Below are 14,563 nucleotides of genomic sequence, written 5' to 3' on the forward strand. Positions count from 1 at the left end.
TGATACTTTTTATTGACAGCTGGTGTAAAAAAAGATAACCTTGTATTGCCTTTATTTAACTTAACGAGGTCTTAACATGGTCGTAAAACCCAATCCTTTAAGCGGTTTTCCCGAATTACTTCCACAGGAGCAGATTGTTTTTCAACGTCTACTCAATATTATTCGGGAAGGATATGAACTCTTCGGTTTTTCACCGATAGAAACTCCCGCAGTAGAACGTAAAGAAGTTCTAACATCAAAAGGAGGAGATGAAAAGGAAATCTATTCTCTTACTCGTCTTGCTGGTTCCGAGGGTTCTAGCGATACTGAGATGGCGCTTCACTTTGACCTTACGGTTCCTTTGGCTCGTTATGTAGCGATGCATAAAGAACGTTTAACCTTTCCATTTCGTCGCTATCAAATACAAAAGGTATGGCGAGGTGAACGGGCACAGGCTGGACGATATCGCGAGTTTTATCAGTGTGATATTGATGTTATCGGTCGAGGCACTCTCGGTGTCTTATATGATGCTGAAATGCCCGCGATTATCTATACAATTTTCCGAAAGATGAATATCGGGAAATTTGTGATCCGGATAAATAACCGACGTATTCTAAAGGCTTACTTTGAGTATGTCGGGGTTCCGAATGAATTAGTTGGTGATGTATTACGATCTGTCGATAAGCTCGAGAAAATAGGGTTTGAACAAGTTGCCCAAGAAATTCACTCGAGTACTTTACTTGATGAAGCGACGGTTTCGTCGATGCTAACATTTCTTGGAACGAAGCGAAAAACGTTTGATATGCTCGAATTCCTTAAGACTCAACCTTTTGGGGAATCATTTCAAAAGGGTGTTTTGGAACTTGAAGAGGTGGTTCAGGGTATTCAATCTTTGGGGGTTGAAGAAGAATACTTTGTGATCGATTTGACAATCGCGAGGGGACTTGACTATTACACAGGAACTGTGTACGAGACTGTTCTCCTTGATTATCCAGGATTAGGAAGTGTCTGCTCGGGAGGGCGTTATGATGATCTAGCGAGTTTTTTCACAGATGAGAATTTACCTGGGGTTGGTATATCAATCGGGATTACTCGTCTTGCAATCACTCTCATGAAAGAAAACATTCTCAAAGTAGGATCGTCGACTCCAGCATTGGTGCTCATTACTTCTATGGACAGAGCGCTTATGTCGAGATATTTTGAGATTGGAAAAACACTTCGGAATGTTGGCATTAATACGGAAGTGTATCTTGAGCCGGGATCTCTCGGAAAACAACTCAAATATGCTAACAAAAAAGGATTTCCATTCGTGATCATTCTGGGTCAGCAAGAGCTTGATAATGGCGTTGTGCAAATCAAAGATATGCAGACGGGGCAATCGATAGTAAAGGATAGGAATACTTTAGAAGAATATCTTCTTAGTATTCTTGGATGATTATCTGGTCTGCTTAGTAAAACACGCCGTCCATACGTTGTATGGCGGCGTGCATCATTTTTCTTGAAGAATTATTTTTTTTGTTCTTTGATAGAATTTTCTCCTGTCACGATCATGGTATTTTCGGACGCTAAGGGCGTGTATCCAGGACACGATGAAAGAGGAAAATTTCTCCTCCCAAGCACTTGATGGATGGTCGGACCTAAACTGAACTGACCCTTCTTAATGTGGGATTCTTTGTCCCATCCACAATGTTGACATGAAGATATCATGATTCTTTTCTCCCGCACGTTGTATTGAAAGGTGATCATAGAGTAGAGAGAAAATAAAAATAAATCAAGATGTGTTTGTAAATGTATTTGTAAAGAGATATTTTATATGAAAGAAGTTGTAATTAAAAAAAGGAGGAATGATGGATTAAGTCCGGGTAATATTCTTACCTATGAGCAATTAAAAAAAATTCAAGAAGGTGAAAATGATGAAAATTTGGTTTCCCTTGATGAAAGTATTATCTGCTCATACAATCGTTTTGATATGCTCCCTATTACGGGAGAAAAGATTTATGTTCGTAAAACAGTTGCGGACAAGCTTTTGTATATTCAAAAAATTCTTCAAGAAAAAAATAAAAATTATTTTCTTAAGGTGTTATACGGGTACCGACATCCATCTATTCAAGAGAAATATTTTAATGAAATGAAAGGAGTTCTTAGGTTACAACATAGGGGAATCTCAGAAGAAATGCTAAATTCTATTGTTCATAACTATATAGCTGTTCCTGATGTGGCTGGACATCCAACTGGAGGAGCAGTGGACCTTACAATAACAACTCGAGAGGGAAATATTGATATGGGAAGTGATTCTGAAGATTATACGGATCAAGAAAAAATGCAGACTTTCTCAAAAAAAATTTCAAAAGAAGCGCAAAAAAATAGAATTCTTTTGCATGATCTTATGCGATCAATTGAGTTTGCACCATTTTATGGCGAATGGTGGCATTTTAGTTATGGAGATAGAGAATGGGCATGTTTTTATGATAAGGAAAAATCATTATATAATTTTAAAGATTTTACTATATCCAAAAAATAAAATGAATTTGACAGGGTTTTTAAATATGTTATTTTCCTTTTAGTACCAACTTTTGAGAGATATCATCATGAATCAAAATCTATATATCGTAAAAGCTGCAGGGGGGAATCCTACTATCATCGAGGTAATCGAAAATCCCCTTACTCGTTCTTCTTATGAACAGCACGGACGCAGATTGATGGGTATTGGAGCTTCATATGGTGTTGAGCAAAGCGGATCGCTTGTTATTCCAAAAAATGGAGCTCTCGCTCATTTTGAAATGAGTGGGGGAGAGTTTTGTGGGAACGCAGCTCGCTCGGCCGCACTCATTTTGTTTCGTTTAGGATACGGGACATTTTTACAGTTCACTATGTCGGGGATTAAAAATCCTGTTTTGGCAGAAGTGAAGGAAAATGATGGTGTTTCAATAGTGAGTTGTACTTTTTCCGATCTTCCTTTGCAATTAAATATCGGGGAAGATGGTGAGAAGATTGTCGATTTGGGTGGAATTGTTCATATCATTCTTTTCAAGCCTTTTCCGGATGAATATGAACAAATACACAAACATCTCAGAGACCGTTTTTATTTAAACGAAAGAGATGCAGTGGGAGTTCTATGGGTAGAAAAGATTCAAGAAGAAGGAAAAATTCAAATTGAGCCGGTTGTGTGGGTACGCTCAATCGAAACTTTTTTTCATGAAACTTCTTGTGGATCGGGAAGTATAGCTACTGCAATTGCAGTTGGCGTATCTGAGGTGGAAGTGGTTCAACCGACAGGAGAAAGTATTTTTGTCAAAGTTGACCACCAAACAGTAACACTCATTAGCACTATGGAGGTTACCCAAAATGTGCCAAGTTATTCGTGAACCTTGTCCAGATGTCCGAATCTATCTCATTGGTCCATGGTCGCGCATGGAGCGAGATTTTACTCGGGTGTACAAAGAATGTTTTGGTGGTCCACCGTACCATGAACAGTATGAGGATGAATGGGTAATCCAAAATGTTTACAATAAACATTTAGGACATGGTTGTGTGGCGGTTGCGTTGCGTCGTGGAGAATTGGTTGGTTTGTCTTGTGCAGAGAAGATGCTTGATGATGCAGAGTCATCACCCTATCGCTATCTGATACAACGTCAAGATGAGCTACCATTCTCAATTGAAAGCGCTTGTTATATTTCGGAAGTTGCAGTGACTGAGGGAATGCGTCGGAAGGGTGTGGGAACAGATCTTCTAAAAGTACTCTGTAATTGGGGTATGAGAAAGGGATTAACTCATTACACCGCTCGAACAGCCGCAGAAGGTTCTAATTCCATGGGTATTTTTCGGAGTCGTCTTCATGCCAACGTGCTTGAAGGAGAACAAGACGTTGAAGCCTTCGCAGAGGAAGTGGCGACCGCAAGTAAGAAACGAGTCTATGTTTGGGGAATGTTGGACACGTATCTTTAACTTCGGTAGCGAAGGTCAAATAAATCAAAGTAAATGTAGCAAGTTAATAACCGATCCGGAGACAAAAAGTTTCCAGATCGGTTTTTTTTATTAAGTATATTTGAATATATTCTTCTTTCCCCAAAGAGTGCTTCGCAAAAGATTGTAAGGGTTTCTACAACAAACAAAAAGACAATAATTCAAAATCATTGTCTTATATGAAAAACCGATTTTATTTTTTCCTTTGGCGAAAATGAAGATTTTTTGTTTTGAGGACTTTTTAAGTATTCCTTATTGGTCACGAAATTTTCAAATTTTTGGAGGAAATAATTTTTTAGAGAGTACCAGAGGTGAGATTTGAACTCACGACCCCAGGCTTATGAGTCCTGTGCTCTAACCAACTGAGCTACCCTGGCAAAATTTTAAGAATAGTTGCGGGGGTAGGATTCGAACCTACGACCTGGTGGTTATGAGCCACCCGAGCTGCCTGACTGCTCTACCCCGCAATAAATTTTTCTTACAGAAACAACCTTGTTAGGGTACTGTATATTCTCTTTCACGTCAAATTTTTGGAAAGGTCTCTTTTTATTTTTTTGAAATAGAACTCCCGAAGAAGATATAAACACTTGACAAAAAAAGCTTTTTTCCTTTAGAGTGCTTGGAAAACTATGAAATTGGCATACGTCAACCCCAAATTAAAGTCTCAAGAAAAGGCAAATAAATATTATTTGCTTGTTTTTTATAGTATTTTTTGCTTGATAGGTTTTATTTTTCCAAACGAGAATATTTGGGCAGAAGATTCATGGGAAAACTATGAAGATTACCAAGTTATTGATAAGAATACCGTATGGAAAGAATCTTTTGTTCAAGAAAATGTGCTTAAACCTATTGTTATAGTCAATGGTGCTATTGTCACTATAGAACCTGGTACAAAGGTCGAAGTGGGAAAACTTATTGTATACAATGGACGCATTTCGGCTCGTGGATCATTTGCGGAGCCTATAATTTTTACAAAAATGCCCACTCCTTGGGAGAATTTTTCAAAAGAGTACGACAAAGAATGTAATTATCTTTCTCTTCCTGAAGGAACGATTGAGTTTCAAGAATCAGTATCCACAGAAGAAGACACTCCCTCTGTTTTTGAATACGTTATCTTCGAAGAAATGGGAAGGTTTCTTGAAAATATGGAACCTCATTGTTTTGATTCCCAAGATCCTTTTGTAGGAGATCTCACTTTCCCCCCTGTGATGTTCAAAGATCCAGCATTCCGTTTTTCTTTGGGACAAGTGGAAATAAAAAATGCATCTTTTCGAAACAATTTTGTGGCAGATGTGCAAGTAAATATGGAAATTTCTGAGGAAGACCCTTCTTTTGATTATCTTCATATCAAAGATACTGATTTCTATGGAAATGCTCGTGAAGTCGCTATTTCTTCTTCTTTGCTTTATGAAGATGAAAACCTCGATTTTTCTCAAAGAATCCTTCTTCAAAATAATTGGTACGGATCATTTAATGGTCCCACCTGTTCAGAAAATTCAGAAGGAGATGGAAAAAAATTAGAAGGAAAATATGAGCTTGATGGATGGAAAGAGTTTGATGCTGGTCTAGAAAAGCGATGCCCAGACTGTCTTTCTAACATACTTTTTCTTCCAGGACTTAAAGCAAGTCGTTTATATACAAAAAATGAAGATTCACAAGAAAATCGTCGATGGCTTCCGACTGTGGGGAGTGATGACTGGGAACAGCTTCTTCTGGATAAAAATGGCAAAAGTGAATCTTCGATATACACCAAAGATGTCTTAGATTCTGTGGTTACGGGGAATATATATGAATCATTTCTCGATAGATTGAGCAAATGGAAATCCGATGGAGATATTACCGATTATAAAGCATTCGCTTATGATTGGCGTATGAATGTGGAAGATATTGTAAAAGAAGGTGTCTTTTATCCCAATGAAGTTACTCGTTTTCTTGTGGAGGATTGTATCACTCTCGCAAATTCTTCCAAAACAGGAAAGGTGACTATAATAGCACATTCCAATGGAGGACTTCTTGCAAAGGCACTTCTTTTGGAACTTCAAAAACAAGGAAGAGAAGATCTCGCTGAAACAGTTGTGTTCGTCGCTTCTCCTCAAATGGGAACACCACTTTCCATTCTTTCTCTTTTGTATGGGTACGATGAGCCCATACCAGGAATGATGACCCAAGAAGAGGCGAGGGCGCTTGCCGAAAATATGCCAGGAGCATATGGACTTTTGCCCACACGTGAATATTTTGATGCTGTAAAAGATCCTTTTATTCATTTTAATTCTGATCATACTCGATACAAAACATTCAAAAATATTTTTGGAAAGGATATTGAAACATACGACGAATTTACAGATTTTCTTTTAGGCACATCAGACAAACGCAAAGATCCTGATGCCGAAAAAATTGATGAAGAAAATGTTTTATCTCAAACACTTTTCAAACAAGCCAAAGAAACAGCGTATCGATTAGCCAATTGGAAACCGGGAGAAAATATTCGCATAGTGCAATTAGCTGGGTGGGGCTTGGATACCGTTTCGGGAATTTCCTACAATGAAGAAGAAAAAGGTCGTTGTTATGCTCTTTCAGGTGCTGTTCCTTCTTGTGTAGGAATAGGTGAATACAATCCTCTCTATGAACCTGTTTTCTCTTTTGATGGCGATGGTATCGTCACCGATCCAAGTGCTCTTATGCTTGGACAATCGGACGATAGAGAACGCTATTGGGTAAATTTGTTTGAGTATGATGATGAAAATATCATAAATAGAAGACATAGGGATATCCTTGAAACTGATGCTGTTCAAGAATTTCTCGAACATATTATCGAGAAGAAAAACGAAGAGGATCTTCCAGAATTTATAACCCAAAAAAGACCAGAATTCAAAGATGGAACAACCTCTTCTCTTCGTATTACACTCCATTCTCCTTTAGATCTTCATATCTATGATAGCGAAGGTAGACATACTGGTTTGGAAACTTTGCGCGTAGATTCTCAAGATGTGCAAGTGATACAAGAATCTATTCCCAATACTTCATATTTTCAATTTGGAGAAAGAAAATATATACATATTCCCAAATCAAAACAGCCTATTCGTGTAGAACTTTTCGGTTATAAGGAGGGCTATTACACCCTTTCTTTGGAAGAAATAGAACATTCAGCAAAAGGAGAGAAATCGGTTGAAAAAATAGTGTATTCTCTGGTTCCAACTTCTTCTTCCACAAAAGCTTTTTTGGAGATCCCGTCATCAGGAGTATCGTCTGATATAATACTTCGAAATGATTATGATGGTGATGATCCTGGACAAGAAAATATACTCTACCCCAAAAAAGAAGAGAATGTTTCTTCTCCAATTCTTTCTTCTCGAAAAGACGAAACTTCCATTCAAGATGAAGATCAAACCTCGACAAAAAACTCGAGAAAAAGCACGTCTATTTCTTCTATAAAAATAGCAAGCTCCCCACTCGAAAAACAACAAAGATTATTTGAAAAAATTTCTTCCAATCAAAACGAAGTAAATTATAAAAATCAAGAAATGATACCTACGTATTCAGAAGAAATATCTCAAAGTACTATTCCTTTTTCTTGGTATCGTTTTATGATATTTTGTTGTTTTTTGGGTATGGGTATTTTTGTGATAAAGATTTTCTTCTTTCGGCCATTGGAGATAAAAACATAATTTTGATGTATACTAAAAATAAATTTGAATAAATCTATTTTTTATGAAAAACAAAAAATTTAAAAAAATCGTTATTCTTGAAATTTTTATTTTTTGCATTCTTTTGTTTTCTTTTATAGGTCCTTGTAATTTTAGTTTTGGAAAATGTATAGGAGGAGATAGTATTCTTATAACAAGAACATTATTCCACATAGCACTCTCCCTCCTTATAGTTTCACCCTTCCTTTTTTTTCTCCGAGATGAAATGTTTTCAAAATGGATTCGTTTAAGTGTTTTTTGGTTTGGCATCTCGACAATTCTTATTATGATAGCACCAGTTTATTGGGGAGGATGGATGTCTTTTGGACCAACGAAAGAACTTGTGTCGCTCTGGTCGGGAATACTTTTTCTTTTGGTAAATATCTTCTTTATTTTTCATTACAGAAAAGGCTCACGTTAAATTTAAAATACCATTACCAATCTTTCCCTACGAGAAAAGTTCTATCTAAAAAAAGAAAAACGGCTCACAAAATTTTGTGTAACCGTTTTTTATTCTCATGAAAGATGTTCTTATTTAGGAGAAGAATTCTCGGATTTTTCGAGAATCTCATCATAAAGAGGAACGAGTTGCAAAAGTCTTTCTTTTTGAGCAAGGAGGTTATTCTCTTGAAGACGGTTTGCAGAAAACTTTTCTTTGACCGCTTCTAAGATTTTTTTATTAGAAGCCTCGTTTACAGAGTAGATATACTTAAACGGACTGTATTCTGATACTGAAGCGTGTTGTTGGGATGCTCTCATCCACATTCTTTCTGCTTCATCATAATCTCGCATAAGTATAATCGACAAATCTTTTGTCTTTTTAATTTCTCTGTCGATCTCTCGGAGACATTCATAAAGATACTCGGGAAACCGCTCAGAAATCATCGACTCTGTGCTATCTAGCTTGAAATCTTCAATGCAAGAAATTTTTTCTTCGTAAGAATAGGCATTACCAAAAAGAAAAAGTAGAACAAAAAGGGACAAAAACACTGTTTTTTTCATCGAAATCTCCTTACTGGGGATGGAAAGGTACTCTGTGTGATATAAACCAAAAACGTTATTTTTGCAAGCTTTCTTTTCAAAAATATTGCTATTTCTTTATTTTTGTGTTATACAGTTTGAGGAAAAAGGTCCTTTTTGTTCACAGTAGTGCCTTATCAGGAGGCAGAAAAATATGCTCACAAAACTCAGAAACCTTTTATGGGATTTGGGAATATGCTCTTATGGGGGAGAAGATCCCACTACAGCAAAACAGAGAAATTTTTCTCGGACGCTCTCTGTCGTTGCTCAAGATAGAGAAGAAAGGGGAGATTTGGAAGGAGCGTATAAAGCGTATCGTAAAAGAATTTATATCTGCCCTGGTCATTACTCTTTCCGTCGAGACATGCTTCTTGCTTGGGAAGAAGCGCATCACAGGAAAGAGCAAGATATAATGCTTCTCGCTCATGAAAAGAGTGATGCTACTCGGCAAGAGTAAAATTTTTATAACGGCTTTCTTACACAAAGAGGGCCGTTTTTTAATTAAGCCGAAAAATAAAAAAAATATTCTCTTGTGAAAAATACGCTAATGTGTTAATCCTATAATAAAATAAGTTCTTTCTTTACACATAACTTTGATAGGAGGTAGAAGATGTATCAAGGTTTCAGAGGTCATTTTAGGCGTAAAGATTTTTTTCAGAGCGAAGAAGAGATCGCTCGAGAGAATCTCATCTTCAAAGCTTTTCTTACTATCGGCTGTGATAGGAAAGAAAATAATGATGAACCTGGGGCTCATAAATGCTTTTATCGAGTTATAAATATACGTCCTCAAGAAGGAGATTTTCGGAGGACAATAGCAAGAATATGGCTTGCAACAAAGGCAAAAAAAGTTGCCTATGCCGGAGTAAAAGATTCTTGTCATTTGGAACAAGAAGAAGAACCATTCCCTTCATTTGCAAGCTATCTCAAGCAACCTTCCTGAGATAGGTCCCTTACAGCCACAAAAAATTGTGTGCTGTTTTTTTTGGAAGAGGAAATCTTTTAGATCTCTTGCCATTTTTATTTTATTATGTTATTACTTTTTTGGGCCATCGAGTTCTTTTTCAAAAAAAGAGGAGTTATAGTATGAACATGCTTTTTGGATTTCCATTCCCTTCTTTTTTTATGGGGGGAGAGAAGTTAGTATTAGAGAATGTAATGCTTTCAAATCTCTCTTTTATAGCTTCTAGTAAGCAACTTCTTGGCGACTACGCCGGAGCCGATCAATGCTATCGTGAGGCGGTTCACATACGGCCTCAGAATACATTTTTCCGTCAGCGTATGATGGAAAATTGGGCGAAGATGAATCATCATCAGCCGAAAACGGCATAAACATAAAGCGATCACACAAGGATGTGTATCGCTTTTTTATTTTTAGATAAATTCAAACAAAGTTGAAGAGATAAGTATCCTTTTTCAAAGAGATGAATAGCGGATATTGTTTTAAAAGACTTGCCATATATATATTTTTGTGTTATAGAGAATATATTCCCAAAGGGAATATGAGTCCTTTCATAAACTCGAAAAGAGGAGCTGAGAAATGAACATTCTTCATTATGTTGCGTATCCTTTCGTGGCATTTTTTGAGGGCTTCTATGAGCTTTGGACTGGGGGAGAAAGACTTGCCCGAGAGAATCTTCTTCTTTCCACACTCTCTGTCGTTGCCCAAGATCGTGAATCTTTTGGCGACCTTGCTGGAGCGGGTAAATGCTATACACAGGCACATAAAATCTACCCCGAAGGAAAATTTTTTCATAAGATGATGCTTGAAAATTCTAAAAAAATACAAGAAAAAGAGCATATCCAGGAAAAAAGATCAGAACACACGACGAATTTAAGGATTCTGAATTCTTTTCTGAGGCCCCCTCAAGAAGACGTGTTCTACGGGCAACTTCTCAAGAAGATGTAGTATTTATTCTTCTCGAGTTATACCGAGAATGAAAGACTCTTTTCATTTGCGAACCCTTGAGAAAACGAATACCCAAAATTCGTTTCAAATTATTATAAAAACGGCCATACAATTGTATGTGCCGTTTTTTCTTCTTTCTTGCTTGGACCCTTGTTAATCAGGTTGGAAGTTATGAAAGAAAATGAAGAAGGAGAACTTATCGTAGCCATGTATAGAGGACTCCTCTATTAGATACTACAAACGAATGATATGAATATGACAAAAATGCTTATAAGAAAATAAAAACAGGAATTTTTGAGAATGTAACCTTATGTGCAAAGGTAATAAATATTCGAAACGGACATTTCTATATTTTGTTGAAAAATGAAATTTTTTCATTGACGAAGTTGTCTTGAAGGTATATCCTCCTAGAACAAAAAATAAAAGGTTTCCGCATTCCTTTTAGGTAGATTCTTAGGAGTAGGAGACTTACATTCTTGAAAGTTTAAACCTCATATTCACTCTCTTTCATTTCTTTCTATAATTACCCGCAACGTAAATTCTAGAATAAAAACTTTTATGATACGTCGTCTATTGGAAGTATTTGTATTCTCTCTCGTTTTCTTACTTGTAGGAAGTATTCTAGGATTTTTTTTGGTACCGATTGAGACTTCTTCTGAATCAGATAAAGAATCAAAATGTATAACATTTGTTTACAATGAAAGTGGTCAAATGGAGGGGATTTTTATTCGAAATGATATAAAAACGCGAGCACAGGAAATAGCTCACACATTTTCTGATGTCTTGTATGAAAAAGCCACACTTTATAATCCAAAAGGGGATATGGTTCCTGATTCGATCGATGACAATATTAAATTATATATTGAAAAAATAATTCTCTAGAAAAACAAAAAAGCATCATTAACGAAAAAATAAAAAGTATATAATAAACCGTTTACTGTATACTAATTGTATAAATATGCTTTCCCATAGAGAAAAAATCCTTGTTTATATTCAAAAACGAGAACAAGCCACCGTTGTGGATTTGGAAAACGCGTTCGATATCGAAAAGCAGATAATGTTTCAACATTTAAAATCTTTGATAGAAGAGGGATTGATACAAGAAATTGGTTTAGCTCCAAGAATTATTTATGTACCTCTCCAAGAAAGAGAAGGAAATGTTTCTATTGGTGATATTGAAAATATTTCTGAAAGAGAAAGAGAAATTATAGAAGAAAATTTTCTTCTCATAACACCAGGAGGAAATCGTTTAGAAGGTGTTATGGGTTTTTCAAAATGGTCTCAATATCAAGAATATTCTTTCTCTCAAAAAGCAAAAGAATACGCTGATATGTACGAAAAACACGAAGAACTCAAACACTATGGTTTTATAGAAGGAATAGAGAAATTCCACCAAACATTTGGAGCAACTCCTTCTCTTGATGCTGTTTTTTATAAAGACTTTTATACATGGGAAATATTTGGCAAAACAAAATTAGGTCAACTCCTTTTTTATGCCAAACAAAGTCAGGATAAGCACATAATAAGAGAAATAATTCAGATAGTAGCAGAATCTTCTTTGTACAAAATACTTCAGGAATATTTCGTAGATGCGGTTTGTTTTATTCCTCCTACTGTACGACGAACAGTCCAGCTTATGGACGAGTTAAAAAAAGAACTCGCATTGCCCTTGCCAGAAATACGAATTCAAAAAATTACAGGTCCGATTCGAGTACCCCAAAAAACACTCTCCAAATTAGAAGATCGGCTCCTCAACGCTCGAACAAGTTTTTTCGTTTCAGAACGAAGATTATTTCATACCGTACTTCTTATAGATGACGCACTTGGTTCGGGAGCGACTTTTTTTGAGGTAGCTAAAAAACTCAAAAAACAAGGAATAGCCAAAAAAGTTATTGGTTTGGCAATAACTGGGAGTTTGAAGGAATTCGATGTTATTCGCGAAATCTAAATTTTTTCTAAACTATCCGAAAATTTAAAAGTATTTTTATGAAACACTTATTTGAGTAAGAAATTCCTTTATAGTTTCATTAGAAGTTTTAAATTCTGGAAGATAGGTTACAGACTCTGTATAATCAATATCTTCAAAGTAACAAAGTTGTTCACGAAGTATTTTTTCATTAATTTCATTTCCAAATATTTTTTGAGCTTTTGCTATTATCTCATAAAGGGAATGAAAGTTTCGAAGAATAAAATACATATCAACATAGTCTTTCCATTTAGCTCGACGTCCCAATGCATAGAGTTTCATAGCACCGAGAGTCAAAAGATCAGGAAGATGTATACCATGTTGAAATTCGTTTAAAAATTCAATTGGATATGGGTAATAAAGGAATGTGATTTGAACATTTTGAGCAAGAAATGTAAGTTCATTTTTATCATTTCGATACATTCTTTCTATAGGAGAAAATTTTTTGAATTTTGTAAGAATCTTTTCACCATTAAAATCTTCGTTATGAGTAAAAAGATCAAAATCAATAGATTCTCTATGTCCTATATGGAGAGCAATAGCTGTTCCTCCGACCAAACCAAAATCAGGAGAAAATTTTCCAAGAAAAGGAAGAAGTGATGATTGTTTATTGTTGAGGATTTCTTGGTGCATGAGCTTTAAAATAAAGAGTGAAAAAATGTTTTGTTTTCAGATGATAATTAGATCGTTCGTGCTCAATTTGTGAGTGAAAAATCGAGGAAATTTTTTCTATGCCTAAAATAGAAATGAGCTTTTGCACATCATCCCAATTTCCATAATTAAGAGTAGCTTCTACAATAGATTCGACTGAGAGCTGTCCTGGATTTTTTGTCCACCAGACAAAATGAGATCTTTGTATGATAAATGTTTGAATATCCATAGAGAAATGATACCATTTTTGAATAACTTTGTCGAGTAAAAAAGAACAATCCAAACGAAAAAAGATGACATAAAATCCGAATATATGGTATTCTCTTGATATAAAAAAATTTTATATCTCTCTATGAACAAAAAAATTCTCATAACGGGTGGAGCAGGATTTATCGGTTCTCATCTTATAAAACGACTTTTACATGAGGGTCATGAGGTTCTCTGTGTTGATAATTTTTTCACGGGAAATAAAGATAATATATTACCCTTTCTCGACAATCCTCGCTTCGAACTTATGCGTCATGACGTAACATTTCCCCTTTATGTAGAAGTGGATGAAATTTACAATCTTGCATGTCCCGCATCTCCCATTCATTATCAATTTGATCCTGTACAAACGACCAAAACTTCCGTACATGGTGCTATTAATATGTTAGGACTTGCCAAGAGAACTCAGGCGAAAATTCTACAAGCATCCACAAGTGAAGTGTACGGAGATCCTGAGGTGCACCCTCAAGACGAAACCTATTGGGGGAGGGTAAATCCTGTTGGTATTCGATCTTGTTATGATGAAGGAAAACGTTGTGCGGAGACACTTTTTTTCGATTATTTTCGTCAGCATCATCTTCCTATACGAGTAATAAGAATTTTCAATACATACGGACCCAATATGCATCCCCGAGATGGAAGAGTTGTTTCAAACTTTATCGTACAAGCATTAAAAAATGAAGATATAACCATTTATGGAAATGGGGAACAAACGAGAAGTTTTCAATACGTGGATGATCTTATAGAAGGTATGGTGCGAATGATGGAAAATAAAAAAGATTTCACTGGTCCTGTAAATATAGGGAATCCGAAAGAATTTACTATGAAACAACTTGCTGAAATAATTCTTCGGCTTATTCCTGAAAGTAAAAGTACTCTTGTATATAAACCTCTCCCTCAAGATGATCCTAGACAACGAAAACCCGATATAACCCTTGCGAAAAAAATGCTCGACTGGGAACCAAAAATAGATCTTGAAAAAGGCCTTATACAAACCATTGAATATTTTCGAGGAAAAATAAAAGAATTGTAAACGTGCAAAAATATCTCAAGTACCACATCACCTTACTCAAACAAAATAAAAAGAGTGTTTTTTCTCTAAGTCAGATACTCTAATTTTAGAGAGAA

16 protein-coding genes and 2 tRNA genes are annotated in these 14,563 nt (G+C 35.9%); 13 read left to right on the forward strand and 5 right to left on the reverse strand.

Annotation, left to right across the window (positions count from 1 at the left end; genetic code table 11):
- Positions 1-76: 76 nt before the first annotated feature.
- The 4 genes from hisS to IPN70_04605 all read left to right on the forward strand — a co-directional run bounded on the left by hisS (position 77) and on the right by IPN70_04605 (position 3,924).
- Positions 77-1,414 carry a histidine--tRNA ligase gene (hisS, locus tag IPN70_04590; GenBank protein ID QQS61134.1) on the forward strand — a complete coding sequence of 446 codons (1,338 nt, stop codon included), beginning with the start codon at positions 77-79 and terminating at the stop codon, positions 1,412-1,414.
- Between the two features lie 378 nt (positions 1,415-1,792).
- Positions 1,793-2,500, forward strand: a complete 708-nt coding sequence (locus IPN70_04595) for a D-alanyl-D-alanine carboxypeptidase family protein (GenBank protein ID QQS61135.1) — start codon at positions 1,793-1,795, stop codon at positions 2,498-2,500.
- Between the two features lie 67 nt (positions 2,501-2,567).
- The gene (locus IPN70_04600) at positions 2,568-3,344 is read left to right on the forward strand and encodes a hypothetical protein (GenBank protein ID QQS61136.1); all 777 of its coding nucleotides are present in this window, start codon (positions 2,568-2,570) and stop codon (positions 3,342-3,344) included.
- Positions 3,325-3,924 carry a GNAT family N-acetyltransferase gene (locus IPN70_04605; protein ID QQS61137.1) on the forward strand — a complete coding sequence of 200 codons (600 nt, stop codon included), beginning with the start codon at positions 3,325-3,327 and terminating at the stop codon, positions 3,922-3,924. Before IPN70_04600 ends, IPN70_04605 begins: the two co-directional genes overlap by 20 nt.
- Positions 3,925-4,245: 321 nt before the next feature.
- On the opposite strand, the gene IPN70_04610 is transcribed toward IPN70_04605, so the two are convergent.
- Together IPN70_04610 and IPN70_04615 are read right to left on the reverse strand one after the other, a co-directional pair.
- A tRNA-Met gene (locus IPN70_04610) sits at positions 4,246-4,319 on the reverse strand.
- Between the two features lie 16 nt (positions 4,320-4,335).
- Positions 4,336-4,409 (reverse strand) — tRNA-Met (locus IPN70_04615).
- Between the two features lie 162 nt (positions 4,410-4,571).
- Here IPN70_04615 and IPN70_04620 point away from each other — a divergent pair.
- Positions 4,572-7,607 (forward strand): hypothetical protein, encoded by a 3,036-nt coding sequence (locus IPN70_04620; GenBank protein ID QQS61138.1) that lies wholly within the window; start codon positions 4,572-4,574, stop codon positions 7,605-7,607.
- A gap of 43 nt (positions 7,608-7,650) precedes the next feature.
- Positions 7,651-8,046, forward strand: a complete 396-nt coding sequence (locus tag IPN70_04625) for a hypothetical protein (protein QQS61139.1) — start codon at positions 7,651-7,653, stop codon at positions 8,044-8,046.
- A 110-nt stretch (positions 8,047-8,156) separates the two neighbouring features.
- On the opposite strand, the gene IPN70_04630 is transcribed toward IPN70_04625, so the two are convergent.
- A complete protein-coding gene (locus tag IPN70_04630) occupies positions 8,157-8,627 on the reverse strand; it encodes a hypothetical protein (GenBank protein ID QQS61140.1) in 471 nt (156 codons plus the stop codon).
- 172 nt (positions 8,628-8,799) lie between these two features.
- On the opposite strand from IPN70_04630, the gene IPN70_04635 reads away from it, so the two are divergent.
- From IPN70_04635 to IPN70_04660, 6 genes are all read left to right on the forward strand, one after another.
- Positions 8,800-9,102, forward strand: coding sequence for a hypothetical protein (locus IPN70_04635; protein ID QQS61141.1), 303 nt, complete (start codon positions 8,800-8,802; stop codon positions 9,100-9,102).
- A 153-nt stretch (positions 9,103-9,255) separates the two neighbouring features.
- Entirely contained in the window at positions 9,256-9,585 is a 330-nt protein-coding gene (locus IPN70_04640) for a hypothetical protein (GenBank protein QQS61142.1), read from the forward strand.
- 143 nt (positions 9,586-9,728) lie between these two features.
- Complete coding sequence (locus IPN70_04645; GenBank protein ID QQS61143.1) at positions 9,729-9,974, forward strand: hypothetical protein; 246 nt, start codon at positions 9,729-9,731, stop codon at positions 9,972-9,974.
- Between the two features lie 208 nt (positions 9,975-10,182).
- Positions 10,183-10,551 carry a hypothetical protein gene (locus IPN70_04650; protein QQS61144.1) on the forward strand — a complete coding sequence of 123 codons (369 nt, stop codon included), beginning with the start codon at positions 10,183-10,185 and terminating at the stop codon, positions 10,549-10,551.
- 558 nt (positions 10,552-11,109) lie between these two features.
- Complete coding sequence (locus tag IPN70_04655; GenBank protein ID QQS61145.1) at positions 11,110-11,433, forward strand: hypothetical protein; 324 nt, start codon at positions 11,110-11,112, stop codon at positions 11,431-11,433.
- A gap of 76 nt (positions 11,434-11,509) precedes the next feature.
- Positions 11,510-12,499, forward strand: a complete 990-nt coding sequence (locus IPN70_04660) for a hypothetical protein (GenBank protein QQS61146.1) — start codon at positions 11,510-11,512, stop codon at positions 12,497-12,499.
- A gap of 36 nt (positions 12,500-12,535) precedes the next feature.
- Here IPN70_04660 and IPN70_04665 read toward each other — a convergent pair whose 3' ends face one another.
- Positions 12,536-13,150: a nucleotidyl transferase AbiEii/AbiGii toxin family protein gene (locus tag IPN70_04665; protein ID QQS61147.1), complete on the reverse strand. Its 615-nt coding sequence runs from the start codon at positions 13,148-13,150 to the stop codon at positions 12,536-12,538.
- Positions 13,125-13,397 carry a hypothetical protein gene (locus IPN70_04670; protein ID QQS61148.1) on the reverse strand — a complete coding sequence of 91 codons (273 nt, stop codon included), beginning with the start codon at positions 13,395-13,397 and terminating at the stop codon, positions 13,125-13,127. Before IPN70_04670 ends, IPN70_04665 begins: the two co-directional genes overlap by 26 nt.
- Positions 13,398-13,520: 123 nt before the next feature.
- Here IPN70_04670 and IPN70_04675 point away from each other — a divergent pair, with 123 nt between their 5' ends.
- The gene (locus tag IPN70_04675) at positions 13,521-14,468 is read left to right on the forward strand and encodes an SDR family oxidoreductase (GenBank protein ID QQS61149.1); all 948 of its coding nucleotides are present in this window, start codon (positions 13,521-13,523) and stop codon (positions 14,466-14,468) included.
- Positions 14,469-14,563 lie beyond the last annotated feature (95 nt).

The organism is Candidatus Moraniibacteriota bacterium, from assembly GCA_016699795.1.
Classification (GTDB): Bacteria; Patescibacteriota; Minisyncoccia; order Moranbacterales.